This is a genomic window from uncultured Maribacter sp. (assembly GCF_947495965.1).
Lineage (GTDB): Bacteria > Bacteroidota > Bacteroidia > Flavobacteriales > Flavobacteriaceae > Maribacter_B.
Window position 1 is genome coordinate 887,257 of record NZ_CANMBB010000001.1, and the last position, 16,219, is coordinate 903,475.

Consider the following 16,219-nt stretch of genomic DNA (forward strand, 5'->3'; position numbering starts at 1 on the left):
AATGTAATGATTTTAAATAAGGACGATAAATTTACAAAATAGCTACATTAGATTTATGTAATTTTACACTTTATAGAATTTATGATAGAAAAGAAGACTATTGCCTATGAAAAGGCTGTTCTAATAGGCGTAATTAATAGAGAACAGAACGAAGAAAAAGTAAAGGAATATCTAGATGAACTAGAGTTTCTTACGTATACTGCTGGTGGCGAAGTATTAAAACGTTTTGTGCAAAAGATAGATGTACCAAATCCTAAAACACTAATAGGTAGTGGTAAAATGGAAGAGATAGAAAATTATGTAGAAACTAATAAAATAGGTTCCGTAATTTTTGATGATGAACTTACTCCTGGGCAACAAAGAAATATTGAAAAACAATTACGTTGCAAAATTCTAGATCGTACCAGCTTAATATTAGACATTTTTGCACAGCGCGCCCAAACTAGTTATGCTAGAACACAAGTAGAATTAGCGCAATATGAATATTTATTACCACGATTAACTGGCCTTTGGACGCACCTAGAAAGACAAAAAGGTGGTATTGGTATGCGTGGTCCTGGAGAAACAGAGATAGAAACAGATAGGCGTATTGTTCGCGATCGTATAACCCTTCTTAAAAAGAAACTGTTAAAAATTGATAAGCAGATGGGAACTCAACGTGGTAACCGTGGTGCTTTAGTACGGGTAGCTTTAGTAGGGTATACCAATGTTGGAAAATCTACCTTAATGAATGTTATTAGTAAGAGCGATGTTTTTGCGGAAAACAAACTCTTTGCCACTTTAGATACCACCGTTCGTAAAGTAGTTATAGGCAATTTACCTTTTCTTTTAAGTGATACTGTTGGTTTTATTCGTAAACTACCAACACAACTAGTAGAAAGCTTTAAAAGCACCTTAGATGAAGTCCGTGAGGCCGACTTACTATTACATGTAGTAGATATAAGCCATCCTAACTTTGAAGAGCATATAGATTCTGTACATCAAATTTTATCTGAAATTAAAAGTGCCGATAAAAAAACCATAATGGTCTTTAATAAAATAGACCAATATGAACACCAAACAATTGATGATGATGATTTAATTACAGAAAAGACATCTAAACACTTTACCATTAAAGAGTGGAAACAAACTTGGATGCAAAAAGTTGGGGATAGAGCGCTTTTTATATCTGCCCTAAATAAAGAAAACTTAGACGAGTTTAGAAAACGTGTGTATGATGAAGTTAGAGACATTCATGTTACCCGTTTCCCATACAACAACTTTTTATACCCAGAGCATTTAGATGAGTATTAAAGATAAAGGATAGTGTTATCTTTTAGAATAGAACAACAAGATGTAATAGTAATATATTACATCTTTTTTTTGCCTGTAAAAGATAAAAAGTGTAGTTCATCGAAGAAAGAATACCACTCATATTTTTCACAACATTATAGTGCTACTTCACAACATAAATTGTTCTAAATCTTACCTCTCGTAGTATCTTTGAAGTGTAACTAAGATATAGTGTTTTCCCGATAGTTTTCGGGACCAAATAAACACCAGAACTTAACCCAAAATGTTAACGTGTCTTTTCCCCAAAATTAGATACCTAACCTAAAAAAATAGTACCGAAGTATATAAGCTCGATTATCGAGTAAAATCGGACCAAAATTTTACAGAATACCTACTTACTAAAAAATTGGCCCTTTCCCAAAAGGGCTTTTTTTATTTTAGACACCTACAGAAGCAGTAGCTATATTTAATTCTTCATTCAAACAATACTTCCATTTTACGAATAAATCTATACCACCAATTACATCGTGATTCTGAAATAAATCTCCAAGTTTTTTATCCTGTAAAAAAGTAAAATAAAAAGGTGCTTGTAGCCTCCATGGCATTTTTTCAATAGGCATAATACTGGCAGAATTTGCCTTATAATAAAGATTGGAATTTTTGTCTAAATATAATTTTAAATCTAAATCATTTAAATTATAAATCTCAAAAAACTCTGTACTCATACTCGGTGGTTTATGGATTATACTTATTATTTAGTATTTTTAAAAAGCACAACCAATCCATATCTATTATAAATAATTTATTTTGCATGTTACCTATTTAAAAATCACCTTTTTATATCGGTGAAATTAAGATATGGATTATATAACAGATTGTGGCTTAAAATAATTTACTTATCTTTTGTTTCTTATTAGTAAAAGTAACAAAAAATAGTTCACAGTAGTACATAAAAGTACATTTTTTTGAAATAAAGTCCTACAATTATTTATGAAAACTAACGAAATTATACACTTTTTACTTTCAGAGTTTCAGACTGATAAAGCAGGGCTTGCCACTATTTTAAATGTGCATAAATCAACTATAAGCAATATTAGTAAAGGCTACACCAAAAAAATATCTTCTAAACTAGCGCATAGCATTACTTTACTAAAGCCAGAAATAAATTACGAGTTTATAATTGGTAATAGTGATCAAAAATATGTTACTGATAACCGTAAAAATGTATCCAGGCAGGTTTATCTAGATACAAAAGGGAAAAATAGAATTACAATAGAAGAAATAACTACGTTTATTGTAAATCATATTGAAGAATTTGAAAAAAATGAAATTTTTAAAATTTACAAAAACTCTCTTATTAATCAGGCTAAGGTAGAGTTATTACAAGAGCAACTGTTACTTAAAAACTCTATGAAATAGCAGTTATATACCAGCTAAAACCTTAGTAATATCTTTCTCTGTTAGTTGGTCTAGACCTAAATCATGTAATAAGGTTAATATCTTAAGATATTTAACACGCTTTTTTGCGGCTTCATTTTTAGCGTTTATTTCTTTTACTTTTTTATTGGTAAATAAGCTTTTTAGGTAGTCCTTTTCGCTATCTCCTTCTTCATCTCTTGCATTAAATTTATCTATTATAGTACTAAGTATAATAATGGTTTCTTCCACAGATAAATCGCCAGTACTAAGTTGCTGGCGTACTTCTTTAATTTGGTTAATTAAATCTTGCATAGTAGGGTTTTAATTTTCAGATATGGTTTTGGCTTTTAATATATGTAGAATCTCTTGTGTTTCATGCTGAAACTCTTCTTTAAGTTGTACCTGACATTTACGCCATTTAAATATATTCTTAATAAGCATTGTTAATACTATAAATAGAATACAAGATCCAATAGCAAATACATGTAATAAAACATTATCAATTTTCATATCAGGTCTAAAAACCCAAATAATTTGAATCGTATAACAATAAATCGGTATAAGATAAGAAGAAGAATATGGTTTTAAATGAAAGCCAATAATCATTATTAAAGGCACTAAAGATTGCATAAAAACCCAAATGAAGGTATGATAATCAGAAAAACCATATGTATTATCACCTTCAATTTCAAGAAAAAGTAAAACCTTATCTAGATAAAGAAGTAACCCAGATAAGGCAATAAATAAAGACCCTATTACTCTATTAGTCACCTCCTTGGTCCCCAGCTCTTTCCATCGTTCTCCTGTCAATACTCTGCTCATACAATGTTTCCGTTTCTGCGGTATCTGTATTGGTACAAGAACTTACAAAACCTACTAAAAATACTACCGCGATTACTGCTAAAAAAATTTTTGTTTTCATAATAACATGCTTTTAAATTATTTATGCATGTAAATTACAAAACCCCTTCAAAACTAAGAAATTAGCAGGTTATAATTTGTAGGATTTTCCCTCACATTTATGCTGTCTACCTGTTTAAGCCCTGATTAGATAAAAAAAAGATAAGTTCTCCATTATAAACGATAAAAAACTAGAAATTATGACAGTCTTATATATTAAGGAAATGCAGTTCACCGAAGAAAGAATACCACTCGTATTTTTCACAACATTATAGGGCTACTTCACAACATAAATTGTTCTAAATCTTATCTCTCATAGTATCTTTGAAGTGTAATTAAGAAATAGTATTTTCCCGATAGTTGTCGGGACCAAATAAACACCAGAACTTAACCCAAAATGTTAACGTGTCTTTTCCCCAAAATTAGATACCTAACCTAAAAAAATAGTACCGAAGTAAATATGCTCGATTATCGAGTAAAATCGGACCCAAATTTTACAGAATACCTACTTACTAAAAAACTGGCCCTTTCCCAAAAGGGCTTTTTTATTTATAAAAACTAAACCTTACAACCATACTTTAACAGCTTTTACAACAAAAAATAATTGTTTTACAACAAAACTTTCTGAAGCATAAATATGCTTATTAGATTGTTTGGGTATTTATAAAGAAGCGTCCTAAATAACAGCTTTACTTTTTTGATACTTAAGTTTAGCCTATTACTATAAACACTGTTATATTATTAAATGACTGTGTATAAAGCAAAGTCCTACTTAACAAAAAAAGCCCTCTTAAAAAGAGGGCTTTCTATATATTATATAATACCGTATGTCTTAGAAAGCGTAGTTAAGACCAAATAACCAATACGATTGTGTTTTATTATCAATAGAATCAAAAGTTGGTTGAGGATCCGTAGCTGCAACTTTACTAACAGCATTGTTTAAAGCCTCTTGTTTATTACCTCTTAAACCAAACTCAAACCCTAAACCTATACCTTTCCATAAAGTATATCCAAAAGAGTTAATCCATGTCCAGTTAGATAGGTCACCACTCTTATAACTTTGAAATGTAGAAAAGTTAGTTTTAAAGTTTACTGCTCCTAATTGTCTTGTATAGTCTACTACAATTTTAGCTCCTAAAGAAGAATCAAAAACAGCATCGTTATCTGCAAACACAAAGTTATAGTTTAATGGGTGTATAACCACTACCATATTTTCTATTGGTGTCCAAGTAGCACCAACACCTACATCTAAATAACCAGGATCATTAAAATTATTTAAAATTGTAGTTCTATATTCTCCTAAAGCAGAAATTGCAAATTTATCGCTTAATTTACGACCATATAAAGAAGAAATTGTAAAAACATCTGTTGCCTCTTTAAAGCCATCTTGTTGATTTTCTGGTAAATTTTGATCATCTAACTTTACCCATCCAAGGTTGATATTTCCGTTATTTCTCCAGAAGAATTTTTCACGATCTAAGTTTGCAAATCCATTAACAGTAACTCCTATATTTCCAGAAGAGTTATCTGGTAAAGCTTGCGAATACCAGTTACTAAATCCAGATAAATTAGCTCCTATAGTTCCAAAAGCTCCTTTTTTCCATCCTGGAAAAGCGTCTATTTTCCCTTGTAAAGCATCTACTCTACCTTGGATAGCTGCAACTGAATCTTTCTTTAAAGCTTGTTCTGCCTTTAACTCATCAATCGTTTGGGCATAACTTGCAGATAATGCAAATACTGCTACCAAAGTAAAAACTAGTTTTTTCATAATTGTAATGTTTAGTGTTTTTTTAATTTAGAAACGCAAAAGTAATAAATGTCACTTATTTTATAATAAATTATTTCTTCTTAAAAAGAGGAACCGAAGAACATGCTTCTCCATACATAACATTTTTAGCAACTTTTTGTAGTTTTAAAGTTGCCCATAAATAAGCATTTGTAGGCACAGGTTTATTACTGCACCCCTTTATAATAACAGGCGCGTCTTTATACTTAGACACATCTAAATTAGAGATAATAGTTTTATATAAAACTGTATCTAACTCACTTAAGCTCCCATTAAAAACCATTTTAACATATGGCTCTAATTTTGTTGCAATTAACATATGGGCCCAACCTGGTATTATTGCATCTGTACTACAAGTAAGAGCTACATAAGTATCTTTATATTGCTCCCAATTATAGGCGTCTAAACTTGCTCTAAACTCTTTTTCTTTAAGGATTAAGCCTTCATAAAGCCACATACTTATATCTAACTCTTCCCTTTTACCTTCAGGATAATACTCCTCTAGGTCTAGTGTCATTAGTTTACTTTGTGCAACTCTATTTACTATTTCATCCATCGTTTCAGTTATCAGTTATCTTATTTAAGAAGTCAGATATTATTTTTTTCCAAGTGCTTAATTAATCCAAATATTGTTTTAGAAATCTCATCACAAATACCAAAAATAACTTTTAATTCAGCTTCTGAAATATATAAAATATCTAAAACTAAGTATAGCTGAGATTTTGTGTAATGGCATAAACTTCTTTATTTAATACCCTAGCTTTTTGCCAAGAAATAATTTGTTCAAAACCCTTACTCGTTCTTTTAACTTATTTCTTAGAACTGATTTGTTAAAGAAGCCCTATTTCTAGTTTTGCTTCTTCGCTCATTAAATCCTGAGTCCAAGGTGGGTCAAAAGTAATTTCTACGATAGCTCCTTTAACCTCGTCTATAGATTTTACTTTTTCTTCTATTTCTACAGGTAAAGATTCTGCCACAGGGCAATTAGGAGATGTTAAGGTCATAAGTATTTTTACCTCATTATCTTCATTTACAAATACATCATAAATTAACCCTAATTCATAAATGTCTACAGGAATTTCTGGATCATAAATAGTTTTTAATACATTAACTATTTTTTCTCCTAAATCCTTTGTTTCTATATTATCTGCTGTTTCACTCATAGTATTCTATTTTAGTTGTGTTTGGTATGCTACAGCATATAGTTTTATCTGCTTAATCATACTAACCAATCCATTTGCTCTGGTAGGAGACAAATGTTCTTTTAACCCAATTTCATCAATAAAATTAGTATTTGCATCTATAATATCTTGTGGTTTTTGATTGCTAAATGCACGTATTAATATTGCTATTATTCCTTTGGTAATAATAGCATCACTATCTGCAGTGAAAACCAATTTATCTTCTTGTAACTTAGCATGTACCCATACTTTACTTTGACAACCTTTAATAATATAATCTTGCGTCTTAAATTCTTCTTCAATTAAAGGTAAAGATTTTCCCAAGTCTATCATATATTCATAGCGCTGCATCCAATCTTCAAACATGGAAAACTCGTCTATAATTTCTTCTTGGATTTTATCTATTGTCATACCTACTATTTTTTACAAAAGTACGATAGGAATCCTTGGAATTCAAAAGTTTAGGAAAATGATAACTATTACTTCTTTTACAATAGCATATTACGAGCTCTTTCTACACCTTCTACTAGTAAATTTATCTCTTCTCTGGTATTATAAAAACTAAAACTTGCTCGTACTGTTCCCGGTATTTTATAAAAGTCCATAATAGGTTGCGCGCAATGATGTCCTGTACGTACAGCTATTCCTAATTTATCTAGAATAGAACCAATATCATACGGATGTAAACCTTCTATATTAAAAGAAATTACTGCCGTTTTATTTGTTGCTGTTCCGTAGATTTTTAGTCCGTCTATAGTTAAAAGCTTCTCCGTTGCATATTCCAGAAGTTCTTCTTCGTATGTAGCAATATCATTAAAGCCTATAGTATTCATATAGTCTAATGCTGCTGCAAATGCAATACCGCCACAAATATTTGGCGTACCTGCCTCAAACTTATGTGGTAAATCTGCATAGGTAGTTTTTTCAAAAGTAACTTCGGCAATCATTTCTCCTCCTCCTTGGTATGGTGGTAATTTTTTTAACCACTCCTCTTTACCATAAAGCATACCTGCTCCTGTTGGTCCACAAACCTTATGCGCAGAAACCGTATAAAAATCAACATCTAATGCCTGCATATCTGCTTTTATATGTGGTGCTGCTTGTGCACCATCTATTAAAACAGCTGCGCCTACTTTATGCGCTTCTTGTATTATTGTCTCAACAGGGTTTACTGTCCCTAATGCATTAGATACATGGTTACAAAAAACTAATTTTGTTTTGTTTGTTAGTAATTCCTTATAGGTTTCCATTACCAACTCGCCCTCCAAATTCATTGGAATAACTTTAAGAATTGCTCCTGTGCGTTCACAAAGCATTTGCCATGGAACAATATTAGAATGATGTTCTAAAGCAGATACAACAATCTCATCTCCAACAGATAAAAAAGCGCCAAACCCATTTGCCACCATATTAATACTGTGCGTAGTTCCTGAAGTAAAAATTACCTCGTGCGACTTAGCAATATTAAAGTGTTTTTGAATAGTAACGCGAGCTTGCTCATACTTATCTGTAGCTTCTTGCGATAAGGCATGTACACCTCTATGAATATTGGCGTTATAATTCTGGTAATAATCTACAATAACATCTATAACCTGTTGTGGTGTTTGGGATGTTGCTGCATTATCAAAATACACCAATGGTTTTCCATTTACTTCTCTATGAAGTATTGGAAAGTCTTTGCGAATTGCGGTTATATTCATATTATTACACTACAAATCAAAACCTAAACTAACTCCTAACTTCTCAGCAATTAACTTATTAATTCTTGATTTAAGCTCTGGAATACGTACACTTTCTAATACATTGTTCGCAAAGGCATACATTAACAAAGCTCTAGCTTCTTTTAAAGGAATACCTCTAGATTGTAAGTAGAATAATGCATCTTCATCTAACTGGCCAATGGTACAACCGTGAGAACATTTAACATCATCTGCAAAAATTTCTAACTGTGGTTTTGTATTTATGGTAGCTTTATCGCTTATAAGAATATTGTTGTTTTGCTGAAAAGCATTCGTCTTTTGGGCAATTTTATCTACAATAATTTTACCATTAAATACCCCCGTAGAGCTTTCTCCGTAAATACCTTTATAATCTTGATGACTTTCACAATTAGGCTCTATATGATGCACTAAAGTATGATGGTCTACATGCTGCTTTTCTCCTAAAATGGTAACCCCTTTCATAATAGAGTCTATATACTCTCCATTCTGATAAAAGTTAAGGTTATTACGAGTTAATTTACCTCCAAAAGAAAAGGTATGCAACTTAACAACACTTTTATTTTTTTGATCTATGTACGTGTTATCTATTAAAGATGCTCCAGCTGTATCATTTTGAAGCTTGTAAATATCTACAATTGCATTGTCTGCAGCAAAGATTTCTGTTACAGCATTTGTAAGTACATTGTTGCTTGTTAAGCTTTGGTGCCTTTCTATAATCTGAACCTCAGCATTTTCCTCTACAATAATTAAATTTCTTGGTTGTAGCATTAAAGAAGCTTCATTTCCTGTTGCGAAATGTAAAATCTCAATAGGCTTCTTAGGCATCTTATTTTTAGGAATATAAATATATGCTCCTTCTCTACTAAATGCCGTATTTAATGTTGTTAAAGACTCCTCTTTAGATGCAACTTTATTAAAATAAACATCTATAACTGGCTTATACATATCTTTTGTTAAAGCCGAACTCATTAAACAAATATCTACACCATCATGCGTAGTTTCAGATAAATAGGAGCTGTAAATACCATCTACAAAAACAATTTTATAAGTATCTATCTCATGTAAAAAATATTGTTTTACATCATTATACTCTATAGTATTCTCTGTTTTAGGAAAAATACTAAAATCTATTTTACGTAAACTATTTAAAGAAGTATACTTCCAAGCTTCTTCCTTTTTTGTTGGGAAACCTTTGGTTTCAAAATTTTTAATAGCTTCCGTACGAATATCGTGAACAGGATTCTCCACATCTACATTATTCTCAAATGCCATAAAGGAAGAAACTAGCTTATCTTTTAATTCCATTTTTTTCTAGTATTAAGTAATTAGTATTAAGCTCTGAGACTTATTACTTTGTACTCCTGTTAAACTGTAGCTTCATTTTTAAGCCAATCATATCCTTTTTCTTCTAACTCTAGTGCTAGTTCTTTTCCTCCAGATTTTACTATTTTACCATTATGTAAAACATGTACAAAATCTGGCACTATATAATCTAACAAACGTTGGTAGTGTGTAATTACTAATACCGCGTTGTCTTTACTCTTAAGCTTATTAACTCCGTTAGCAACAATACGTAAAGCATCTATATCTAAACCAGAATCTGTTTCATCTAAAATAGCTAGTTTAGGTTCTAACATTGCCATCTGGAAAATTTCATTACGTTTTTTCTCTCCACCCGAAAAACCTTCATTTAAAGAACGAGATAAGAATTTACGGTCTATTTCTAAAAGTTCTGATTTTTCTCTAATTAACTTTAGCATGTCTTTCGCAGGCATTTCTTCTAATCCCTTTGCTTTTCTAGACTCGTTAATAGCCGTTTTCATAAAGTTAGTTACAGAAACTCCAGGAATTTCTACAGGATATTGAAAAGATAAAAACACCCCTTTATGAGCTCTTTCTTCTGGAGAAACTTCATCTAAATCCTCACCATCTAATTCTACAGAACCATCGGTAACTTCAAAATTCTCTTTTCCAGCGATTACAGATGCTAAGGTACTTTTTCCAGAACCATTAGGGCCCATTATTGCATGAACCTCCCCTGCTTTCATCTCCAAATTAATTCCTTTTAAAATCTCCTTATCCTCTACTTGTGCGTGTAGATTATTAATTTTTAACATTGTCTTCTACTTTAAATATTCTAGTGCCTCTGGCAATTTTATTTTTTTATACAGTGTATAATATTATTGACTACCCTACAGAACCTTCTAAACTAATTTCTAATAATTTTTGAGCTTCTACAGCAAACTCCATTGGTAATTTATTTAATACTTCTTTACTAAAGCCATTTACAATAAGTGCAATAGCTTTTTCTGTATCTATACCTCTTTGGTTACAATAGAAAATTTGATCTTCTCCAATTTTACTTGTAGTAGCCTCATGCTCTATCATTGCCGATTTATTTTTTGCTTCTATATATGGAAAAGTATGTGCGCCACATTCATTACCCATTAGTAAAGAATCGCACTGCGAGAAGTTTCTAGCATTTTCTGCTCTAGAACCTACTTGTACTAAACCACGATAACTATTTTGAGATTTTCCTGCAGAAATACCTTTAGATATAATAGTACTCTTGGTATTTTTTCCAAGGTGAATCATTTTTGTACCTGTATCTGCTTGCTGATAATTATTAGTAACAGCTATAGAATAAAATTCTCCAATAGAATTATCTCCTTTTAAGATACAAGAAGGATATTTCCATGTTACCGCAGATCCAGTTTCTACTTGTGTCCATGATACTTTTGCATTCTTTTCGCAAATAGCTCTTTTAGTAACAAAATTATAAACGCCTCCTTTACCCTCAGCATTACCAGGAAACCAGTTTTGTACCGTTGAGTATTTTATCTCTGCATCATCTAAAGCAATAAGCTCTACCACTGCTGCGTGTAATTGATTTTCGTCTCTGGATGGTGCTGTGCAACCTTCTAAATAACTTACATAACTACTTTCATCTGCAATTACTAAAGTTCTTTCGAACTGTCCTGTACCACCTTCATTAATTCTAAAATAAGTAGATAATTCCATTGGGCATTTTACGCCTTTTGGAATATAACAGAAAGAACCATCTGTAAATACCGCAGAATTTAATGCCGCATAAAAATTATCTGTTTTAGGAACTACAGTTCCCATATATTTTTTAACTAATTCTGGATGTTCTTGTATCGCTTCAGAAATTGGCATAAAAATAATACCCTTTTCTGCAAGAGTCTTTTTAAATGTAGTTGCTACAGAAACAGAATCTACAACAATATCTACCGCAACATTTTGCAATTTCTTTTGCTCATCTACAGATATGCCCAACTTTTTATACATTTCTAATAAATCTGGATCCACATCATCCAACGTTTTATTAGGGTCTGCTGCTTTTGGTGCAGAATAGTAACTTATCGCCTGAAAATCTGGTTTCTCATAATTTACGTTTGCCCACTCTGGCTCCTCCATGCTTTCCCAAACACGAAAAGCATCCAGACGCCAATCTGTCATCCATTGTGGTTCGTTCTTCTTTTTAGAAATAGCACGTACTATATCTTCATTAAGACCTTTTGGAAAAGTATCCGATTCTATATTTGTATAGAAACCGTACTCATATTCTTTGGTTTCTAACTCTTTTTTTAATTCCTCTTCTGTATATGCCATAAGCCCTATTTAATTCCCCAAAGGGAGAATTGAACTAATTAATATTATTTACCTATTAAAACTAGAAAGCCTTAATACGTTGTTTTATAATGAAAAACTTTCTCCACAACCACATGTTCTCTGTGCATTGGGATTGTTAAAAACAAAACCTTTACCGTTAAGACCACCCGAATACTCTAGAGTAGTACCTACTAGGTATAAAAAACTCTTTTTATCTACAACAATACGTACATCATTGTCTTCAAAAACCTTATCGGTTTCACTAATTTTATTGTCAAAATCTAATTCATAAGACAAACCGCTACAACCGCCACTTTTTACACCAACGCGCACATAGTCCTTAGTAGCATCAAAACCTCCTTCGGTCATTAAACCCACAACTCTCTTTTTTGCTGTTTCCGATACTTGAATCATAGTTAACTGGATTAAATCTAAATAGTTTACAAATATATGTTATAAGTAGGATTTTTTGCTATAAACTTACATTAATATAACTCATATAGTTATAAGTTTTCTTTATGTAACAACATCTAACCCAATAGAAACTATGGTTCTTAATTCTAGGATCCTTATTTTTGCAATATGTTAGAAGACAAGAATCAGGAAAGAACATCTTTAGAAAGTTTAGGAGAATTTGGACTTATAAACCATTTAACAAAGAACTTTAAAATAACTAAAAGCTCAACTATAAAAGGCATTGGCGACGATGCTGCTGTATTAGATTTTAAAGATAAAAAAGTAGTTATTTCTACAGATTTATTGGTAGAAAATGTACATTTTGACCTTAGCTACATGCCTCTTAAGCATTTGGGTTATAAGGCTGTAATGGTAAATCTATCGGATATTTATGCCATGAATGCTAAAGCAACTCAAATTACTGTTTCCATTGCTGTTTCTAATAGGTTTCCTTTAGAAGCCTTAGAAGAATTATATGCAGGAATAGCTACTGCTGCCGAAAAATACAAAGTAGATTTAATTGGCGGGGATACTACTTCCTCTACCAAAGGCATGTTAATTAGTATTACTGCTATTGGGGAAGCTAATGAAGAAGATATTGTATATAGAAACGGTGCTAAACCAAAAGATTTACTAGTTGTTACCGGCGATTTAGGTGGCGCTTACATGGGATTACAAGTTTTAGAAAGAGAAAAGGAAGTTTTTAAAGTAAACCCTAATAACCAACCAGATTTAGAGCCTTACTCTTATATTGTTGAAAGACAATTAAAACCTGAAGCCCGTAAAGATATTCCGGAATTACTTAAAGAATTGGACGTACACCCAACTTCTATGATAGATATTAGTGACGGACTCTCTTCTGAAATTTTACATTTGTGTGAAAATAGCAAAGTTGGGATCAACTTATATGAAGATAAAATTCCGTTAGATCCAACCGTAATTTCTACTTGTGAAGAATTTAATTTAGATGGTACTACAGTTGCCTTAAGTGGCGGTGAAGATTATGAATTGTTGTTCACTATAGACCAAAAAGAATTCCCAAAAATTAAGGGCAATCCTAACTTTTCTGTTGTGGGGCATACGACAGAAGAGAATGAAGGTGCTTTCTTAATCTCTAGGAATAATTCTAAAATTCCGATAACCGCTCAGGGCTGGAATTCGCTCGCCAAAGCATAGGTTAAGCTACTTGCTGTGCAGCAGCTCTGTGTCTTTTCTGATAAATATCCTCAAGGGTATTATTTATATCTTGTAATTCTGGTGTTAATGCAGATAAATTTCCGCTAACATCTGTTGTAACCTCTCTACCACAATGAATGCATTTGTATTCCTTAATGTGTGAAGTAACTTTTTTAGACACAGAATAGTGGTGTCCAAAAATATTGCATATGACTTTCTTCATAATGTAGGTTGTTTTTAGGCGTATTTATGCGATTTGGGGACCTATAAATACAAAGTTCTTAATTTGGTTATGGTGTTAAAAAATGCTTTTTCAAACATTATGAAGAGATAACGGCATATGTCTGTTTTTTATTGGCAAAAACAAATAAAATTCTGTTTTTTTCGATTAAAAACACAAAATTCGATGAACTGCTATTTTATGCCGATGAACGACATAAAGTATAATCGATTAAAAAACAAACATTTAGACAAAAAACATTTGAAATAGAATTGCATTACTAAAATACTCTAAAAATTTTGCCTTCTATTTTACTATATTACCACATATTAACAATTTTATGAATAAGACTAGAGATGTTTTAGTTACAGCTTTTGCACTATTTTCTCTTTTCTTTGGTGCTGGAAATTTAATATTACCCCCTTTATTAGGTTTTAAATCTGGTAATCTTTGGGGCTTAGTTACTATTGGTTTTTGTATTTCCGCAGTAGTTATACCAATATTAGGTATACTAGCCCATGCAAAACTGCAAGGCACTATCTTTGATTTTGGCAAAAAAGTTTCTCCTACATTTAGCTTAGCATACTCTTTTATTGTTTATGCCATATCTATAAGTTTACCTTCTCCAAGAACAGCATCGGTAACTCATGAAATGGCCATTGCTCCTTTCTTTAACACCTCTTATCTTACTACTAGTATTGTTTATTTTTCTTTGGTATTTGTCTTTGTAATAAATAGATCAAAAATTTTAAATGTAATAGGTAAGATTTTAACTCCTGCTATTATCCTTATTTTACTTTTAATAATTGGAATACTAACTTTTTCTTTTGATTTCTCTTTTGGCAATACACTTTTTACTAGTCCTTTTACGGATGGCATTTTAGAGGGTTACCAAACGTTTGATGCTATTGGCGCAGTAGTTGTTGGAGGTGTAATTATAGTATCTATCCAAATAAAAAATAAAGAAGATAGTTATGAGACTAAAAAAACATTAATTAGAAAAGCTGGATGGTTAGCTGGGCTAGCTCTATTTTTAATATATACGGGATTAGCTGTTTCTGGGGCACTGGCGCATAATTCTTTTGATTCTGAAATAAGCAGGACAGCTCTTTTAACAGGAATAGCAAACTTAAGTTTAGGGAATATTGGAAACTTATTTTTAAGCATTTTAGTGAGTCTGGCTTGCTTTACCACAGCAGTAGGAATAGTTACTGGAACAGCAGATTTTGTAAAATCCAGATGCAATAAATCTAGGCTAGCTTATAATATTACTGCAATTATAGGATGTCTTTTAGGAATAGTAATGGGGCAATTTAATGTAGGGTATATTATAGCTGTTGCTTTACCTGCTCTTATGCTTATTTATCCTATTACTATTGTTTTAATTTTACTTAACAATTTACCTGAAAAATATGCTTCAAAAATAGTTTTTAAAAGTGTGGTTATAGCTACTATTCTTTTTAGCATTCCAGATTTTCTAAATAGTATTCCTCTTATTACTCTCAAAGCAACTATTTTTTCCTGGATACCCTTACAAAAATATAGCATGGGCTGGGTGCTACCAGCTTTAGTTGTTTTTATTGTTTCAAATATGGTTAAAAAACATAAATACGAATAAACTAGTAATAGTTGAGAATGGTTTTGATTTAGCCACGGTATACTCAAATCTTATCTGAATTTTACCGATGATTTTTGGCAAAATTTCAAAACAAATGCGATTTAAAAGAATACGCTGCACTTGTTTTATAGATGAATTAAATTTTAGTTTTTTTGACTTTGGTTTTATTAAAAATATTTTTTGAAAATAAATATTGCAGATAACCAAAAGTGTTTACCCATGAATAGATTCTGATTTACCATAGTTTTTTATTATTTCGCCCTCTTTTTCTAAAAGGCTTTTCCATTGTTTATCTACATCAATACCTTCTCCATATTTACGGGCAAAGCCTAGAAATGTTTTATAATGTCCGGCTTCACTAATCATTAACTCACGATAAAATTTAGATAACTCTTTATCTTTAATATTATCAGAAAGAACTTTAAAACGTTCACAGCTGCGTGCTTCTATCATAGCAGAAAATAATAGTCTGTTTACAAGAGATTGTTGCCTGCTTCCTCCTTTCATTTGCACTTTAAAAAGCTCATTTACGTAACTATCTTTCCTTTCTCTTCCTAATTTATAACCACGCTTTTTTATAATATCATGAACCATCTGAAAGTGTTCCAATTCTTCTTGCGCCAACGCTAATAAATCTGTTACCAAATCTTCGTGTTCCGAATTTAAAGAAATAATAGTAATTGCATTGGTTGCTGCTTTTTGCTCGCACCACGCATGGTCTGTTAATATTTCTTCAATATTACTTTCCACTAAATTTGCCCAACGCGGGTCTGTTGCTAATTTTAAACCAAGCATAATTATAACTTTAAAACTGTTTTTTTAAATCTAAAAGAGGTT

At 31.5% G+C, this 16,219-nt stretch carries 19 protein-coding genes; 4 read left to right on the forward strand and 15 right to left on the reverse strand.

Translation table 11 applies throughout. The features are described from left to right. Positions 1-81 precede the first annotated feature (81 nt). The gene (hflX, locus tag Q0820_RS03590) at positions 82-1,293 is read left to right on the forward strand and encodes a GTPase HflX (RefSeq protein ID WP_298485165.1); all 1,212 of its coding nucleotides are present in this window, start codon (positions 82-84) and stop codon (positions 1,291-1,293) included. 416 nt (positions 1,294-1,709) lie between these two features. Here hflX and Q0820_RS03595 read toward each other — a convergent pair whose 3' ends face one another. Beyond that, positions 1,710-1,997, reverse strand: a complete 288-nt coding sequence (locus Q0820_RS03595; protein WP_298485167.1) for a hypothetical protein — start codon at positions 1,995-1,997, stop codon at positions 1,710-1,712. A 265-nt stretch (positions 1,998-2,262) separates the two neighbouring features. On the opposite strand from Q0820_RS03595, the gene Q0820_RS03600 reads away from it, so the two are divergent. After that, a complete protein-coding gene (locus tag Q0820_RS03600; RefSeq protein WP_298485169.1) occupies positions 2,263-2,691 on the forward strand; it encodes a hypothetical protein in 429 nt (142 codons plus the stop codon). 3 nt (positions 2,692-2,694) lie between these two features. Here the strand turns inward: Q0820_RS03600 and Q0820_RS03605 are convergent, their stop codons facing one another. The 12 genes from Q0820_RS03605 to Q0820_RS03660 all read right to left on the reverse strand — a co-directional run bounded on the left by Q0820_RS03605 (position 2,695) and on the right by Q0820_RS03660 (position 12,326). Beyond that, on the reverse strand, positions 2,695-3,003 hold the full coding sequence (locus Q0820_RS03605; protein ID WP_298485170.1) for a hypothetical protein: 309 nt from the start codon (positions 3,001-3,003) through the stop codon (positions 2,695-2,697). 9 nt (positions 3,004-3,012) lie between these two features. Further along, a complete protein-coding gene (locus Q0820_RS03610) occupies positions 3,013-3,513 on the reverse strand; it encodes a hypothetical protein (RefSeq protein WP_298485172.1) in 501 nt (166 codons plus the stop codon). Continuing rightward, positions 3,455-3,613 carry a hypothetical protein gene (locus Q0820_RS03615; protein ID WP_298485174.1) on the reverse strand — a complete coding sequence of 53 codons (159 nt, stop codon included), beginning with the start codon at positions 3,611-3,613 and terminating at the stop codon, positions 3,455-3,457. Before Q0820_RS03615 ends, Q0820_RS03610 begins: the two co-directional genes overlap by 59 nt. Positions 3,614-4,423: 810 nt before the next feature. Then, entirely contained in the window at positions 4,424-5,359 is a 936-nt protein-coding gene (locus Q0820_RS03620) for a DUF3078 domain-containing protein (RefSeq protein ID WP_298485176.1), read from the reverse strand. 70 nt (positions 5,360-5,429) lie between these two features. Next, on the reverse strand, positions 5,430-5,933 hold the full coding sequence (locus Q0820_RS03625; RefSeq protein WP_298485177.1) for a DUF2480 family protein: 504 nt from the start codon (positions 5,931-5,933) through the stop codon (positions 5,430-5,432). A 274-nt stretch (positions 5,934-6,207) separates the two neighbouring features. Then, complete coding sequence (locus Q0820_RS03630; RefSeq protein WP_121064117.1) at positions 6,208-6,540, reverse strand: iron-sulfur cluster assembly protein; 333 nt, start codon at positions 6,538-6,540, stop codon at positions 6,208-6,210. 6 nt (positions 6,541-6,546) lie between these two features. Beyond that, positions 6,547-6,969, reverse strand: a complete 423-nt coding sequence (locus tag Q0820_RS03635) for a SufE family protein (protein WP_298485180.1) — start codon at positions 6,967-6,969, stop codon at positions 6,547-6,549. Between the two features lie 77 nt (positions 6,970-7,046). Further along, positions 7,047-8,258 carry a cysteine desulfurase gene (locus Q0820_RS03640; protein WP_298485182.1) on the reverse strand — a complete coding sequence of 404 codons (1,212 nt, stop codon included), beginning with the start codon at positions 8,256-8,258 and terminating at the stop codon, positions 7,047-7,049. A 9-nt stretch (positions 8,259-8,267) separates the two neighbouring features. Further along, the gene (gene sufD, locus Q0820_RS03645) at positions 8,268-9,584 is read right to left on the reverse strand and encodes a Fe-S cluster assembly protein SufD (protein ID WP_298485184.1); all 1,317 of its coding nucleotides are present in this window, start codon (positions 9,582-9,584) and stop codon (positions 8,268-8,270) included. A 59-nt stretch (positions 9,585-9,643) separates the two neighbouring features. Further along, complete coding sequence (gene sufC, locus Q0820_RS03650) at positions 9,644-10,396, reverse strand: Fe-S cluster assembly ATPase SufC (protein WP_298485185.1); 753 nt, start codon at positions 10,394-10,396, stop codon at positions 9,644-9,646. A 70-nt stretch (positions 10,397-10,466) separates the two neighbouring features. Then, on the reverse strand, positions 10,467-11,912 hold the full coding sequence (gene sufB / locus Q0820_RS03655; protein ID WP_298485187.1) for a Fe-S cluster assembly protein SufB: 1,446 nt from the start codon (positions 11,910-11,912) through the stop codon (positions 10,467-10,469). Positions 11,913-11,996: 84 nt separating this feature from the next. Continuing rightward, positions 11,997-12,326, reverse strand: coding sequence for an iron-sulfur cluster assembly accessory protein (locus tag Q0820_RS03660; protein WP_298485188.1), 330 nt, complete (start codon positions 12,324-12,326; stop codon positions 11,997-11,999). Positions 12,327-12,494: 168 nt separating this feature from the next. Between Q0820_RS03660 and thiL the strand changes: the two genes are divergently transcribed. After that, positions 12,495-13,544 carry a thiamine-phosphate kinase gene (thiL, locus tag Q0820_RS03665; protein ID WP_298485190.1) on the forward strand — a complete coding sequence of 350 codons (1,050 nt, stop codon included), beginning with the start codon at positions 12,495-12,497 and terminating at the stop codon, positions 13,542-13,544. Between the two features lies 1 nt (position 13,545). On the opposite strand, the gene Q0820_RS03670 is transcribed toward thiL, so the two are convergent. Then, positions 13,546-13,767: a hypothetical protein gene (locus Q0820_RS03670; protein ID WP_298485192.1), complete on the reverse strand. Its 222-nt coding sequence runs from the start codon at positions 13,765-13,767 to the stop codon at positions 13,546-13,548. A gap of 337 nt (positions 13,768-14,104) precedes the next feature. On the opposite strand from Q0820_RS03670, the gene brnQ reads away from it, so the two are divergent. Next, entirely contained in the window at positions 14,105-15,382 is a 1,278-nt protein-coding gene (gene brnQ, locus Q0820_RS03675; protein ID WP_298485195.1) for a branched-chain amino acid transport system II carrier protein, read from the forward strand. 213 nt (positions 15,383-15,595) lie between these two features. On the opposite strand, the gene Q0820_RS03680 is transcribed toward brnQ, so the two are convergent. Beyond that, positions 15,596-16,177: a tRNA-(ms[2]io[6]A)-hydroxylase gene (locus tag Q0820_RS03680; protein WP_298485197.1), complete on the reverse strand. Its 582-nt coding sequence runs from the start codon at positions 16,175-16,177 to the stop codon at positions 15,596-15,598. Positions 16,178-16,219 lie beyond the last annotated feature (42 nt).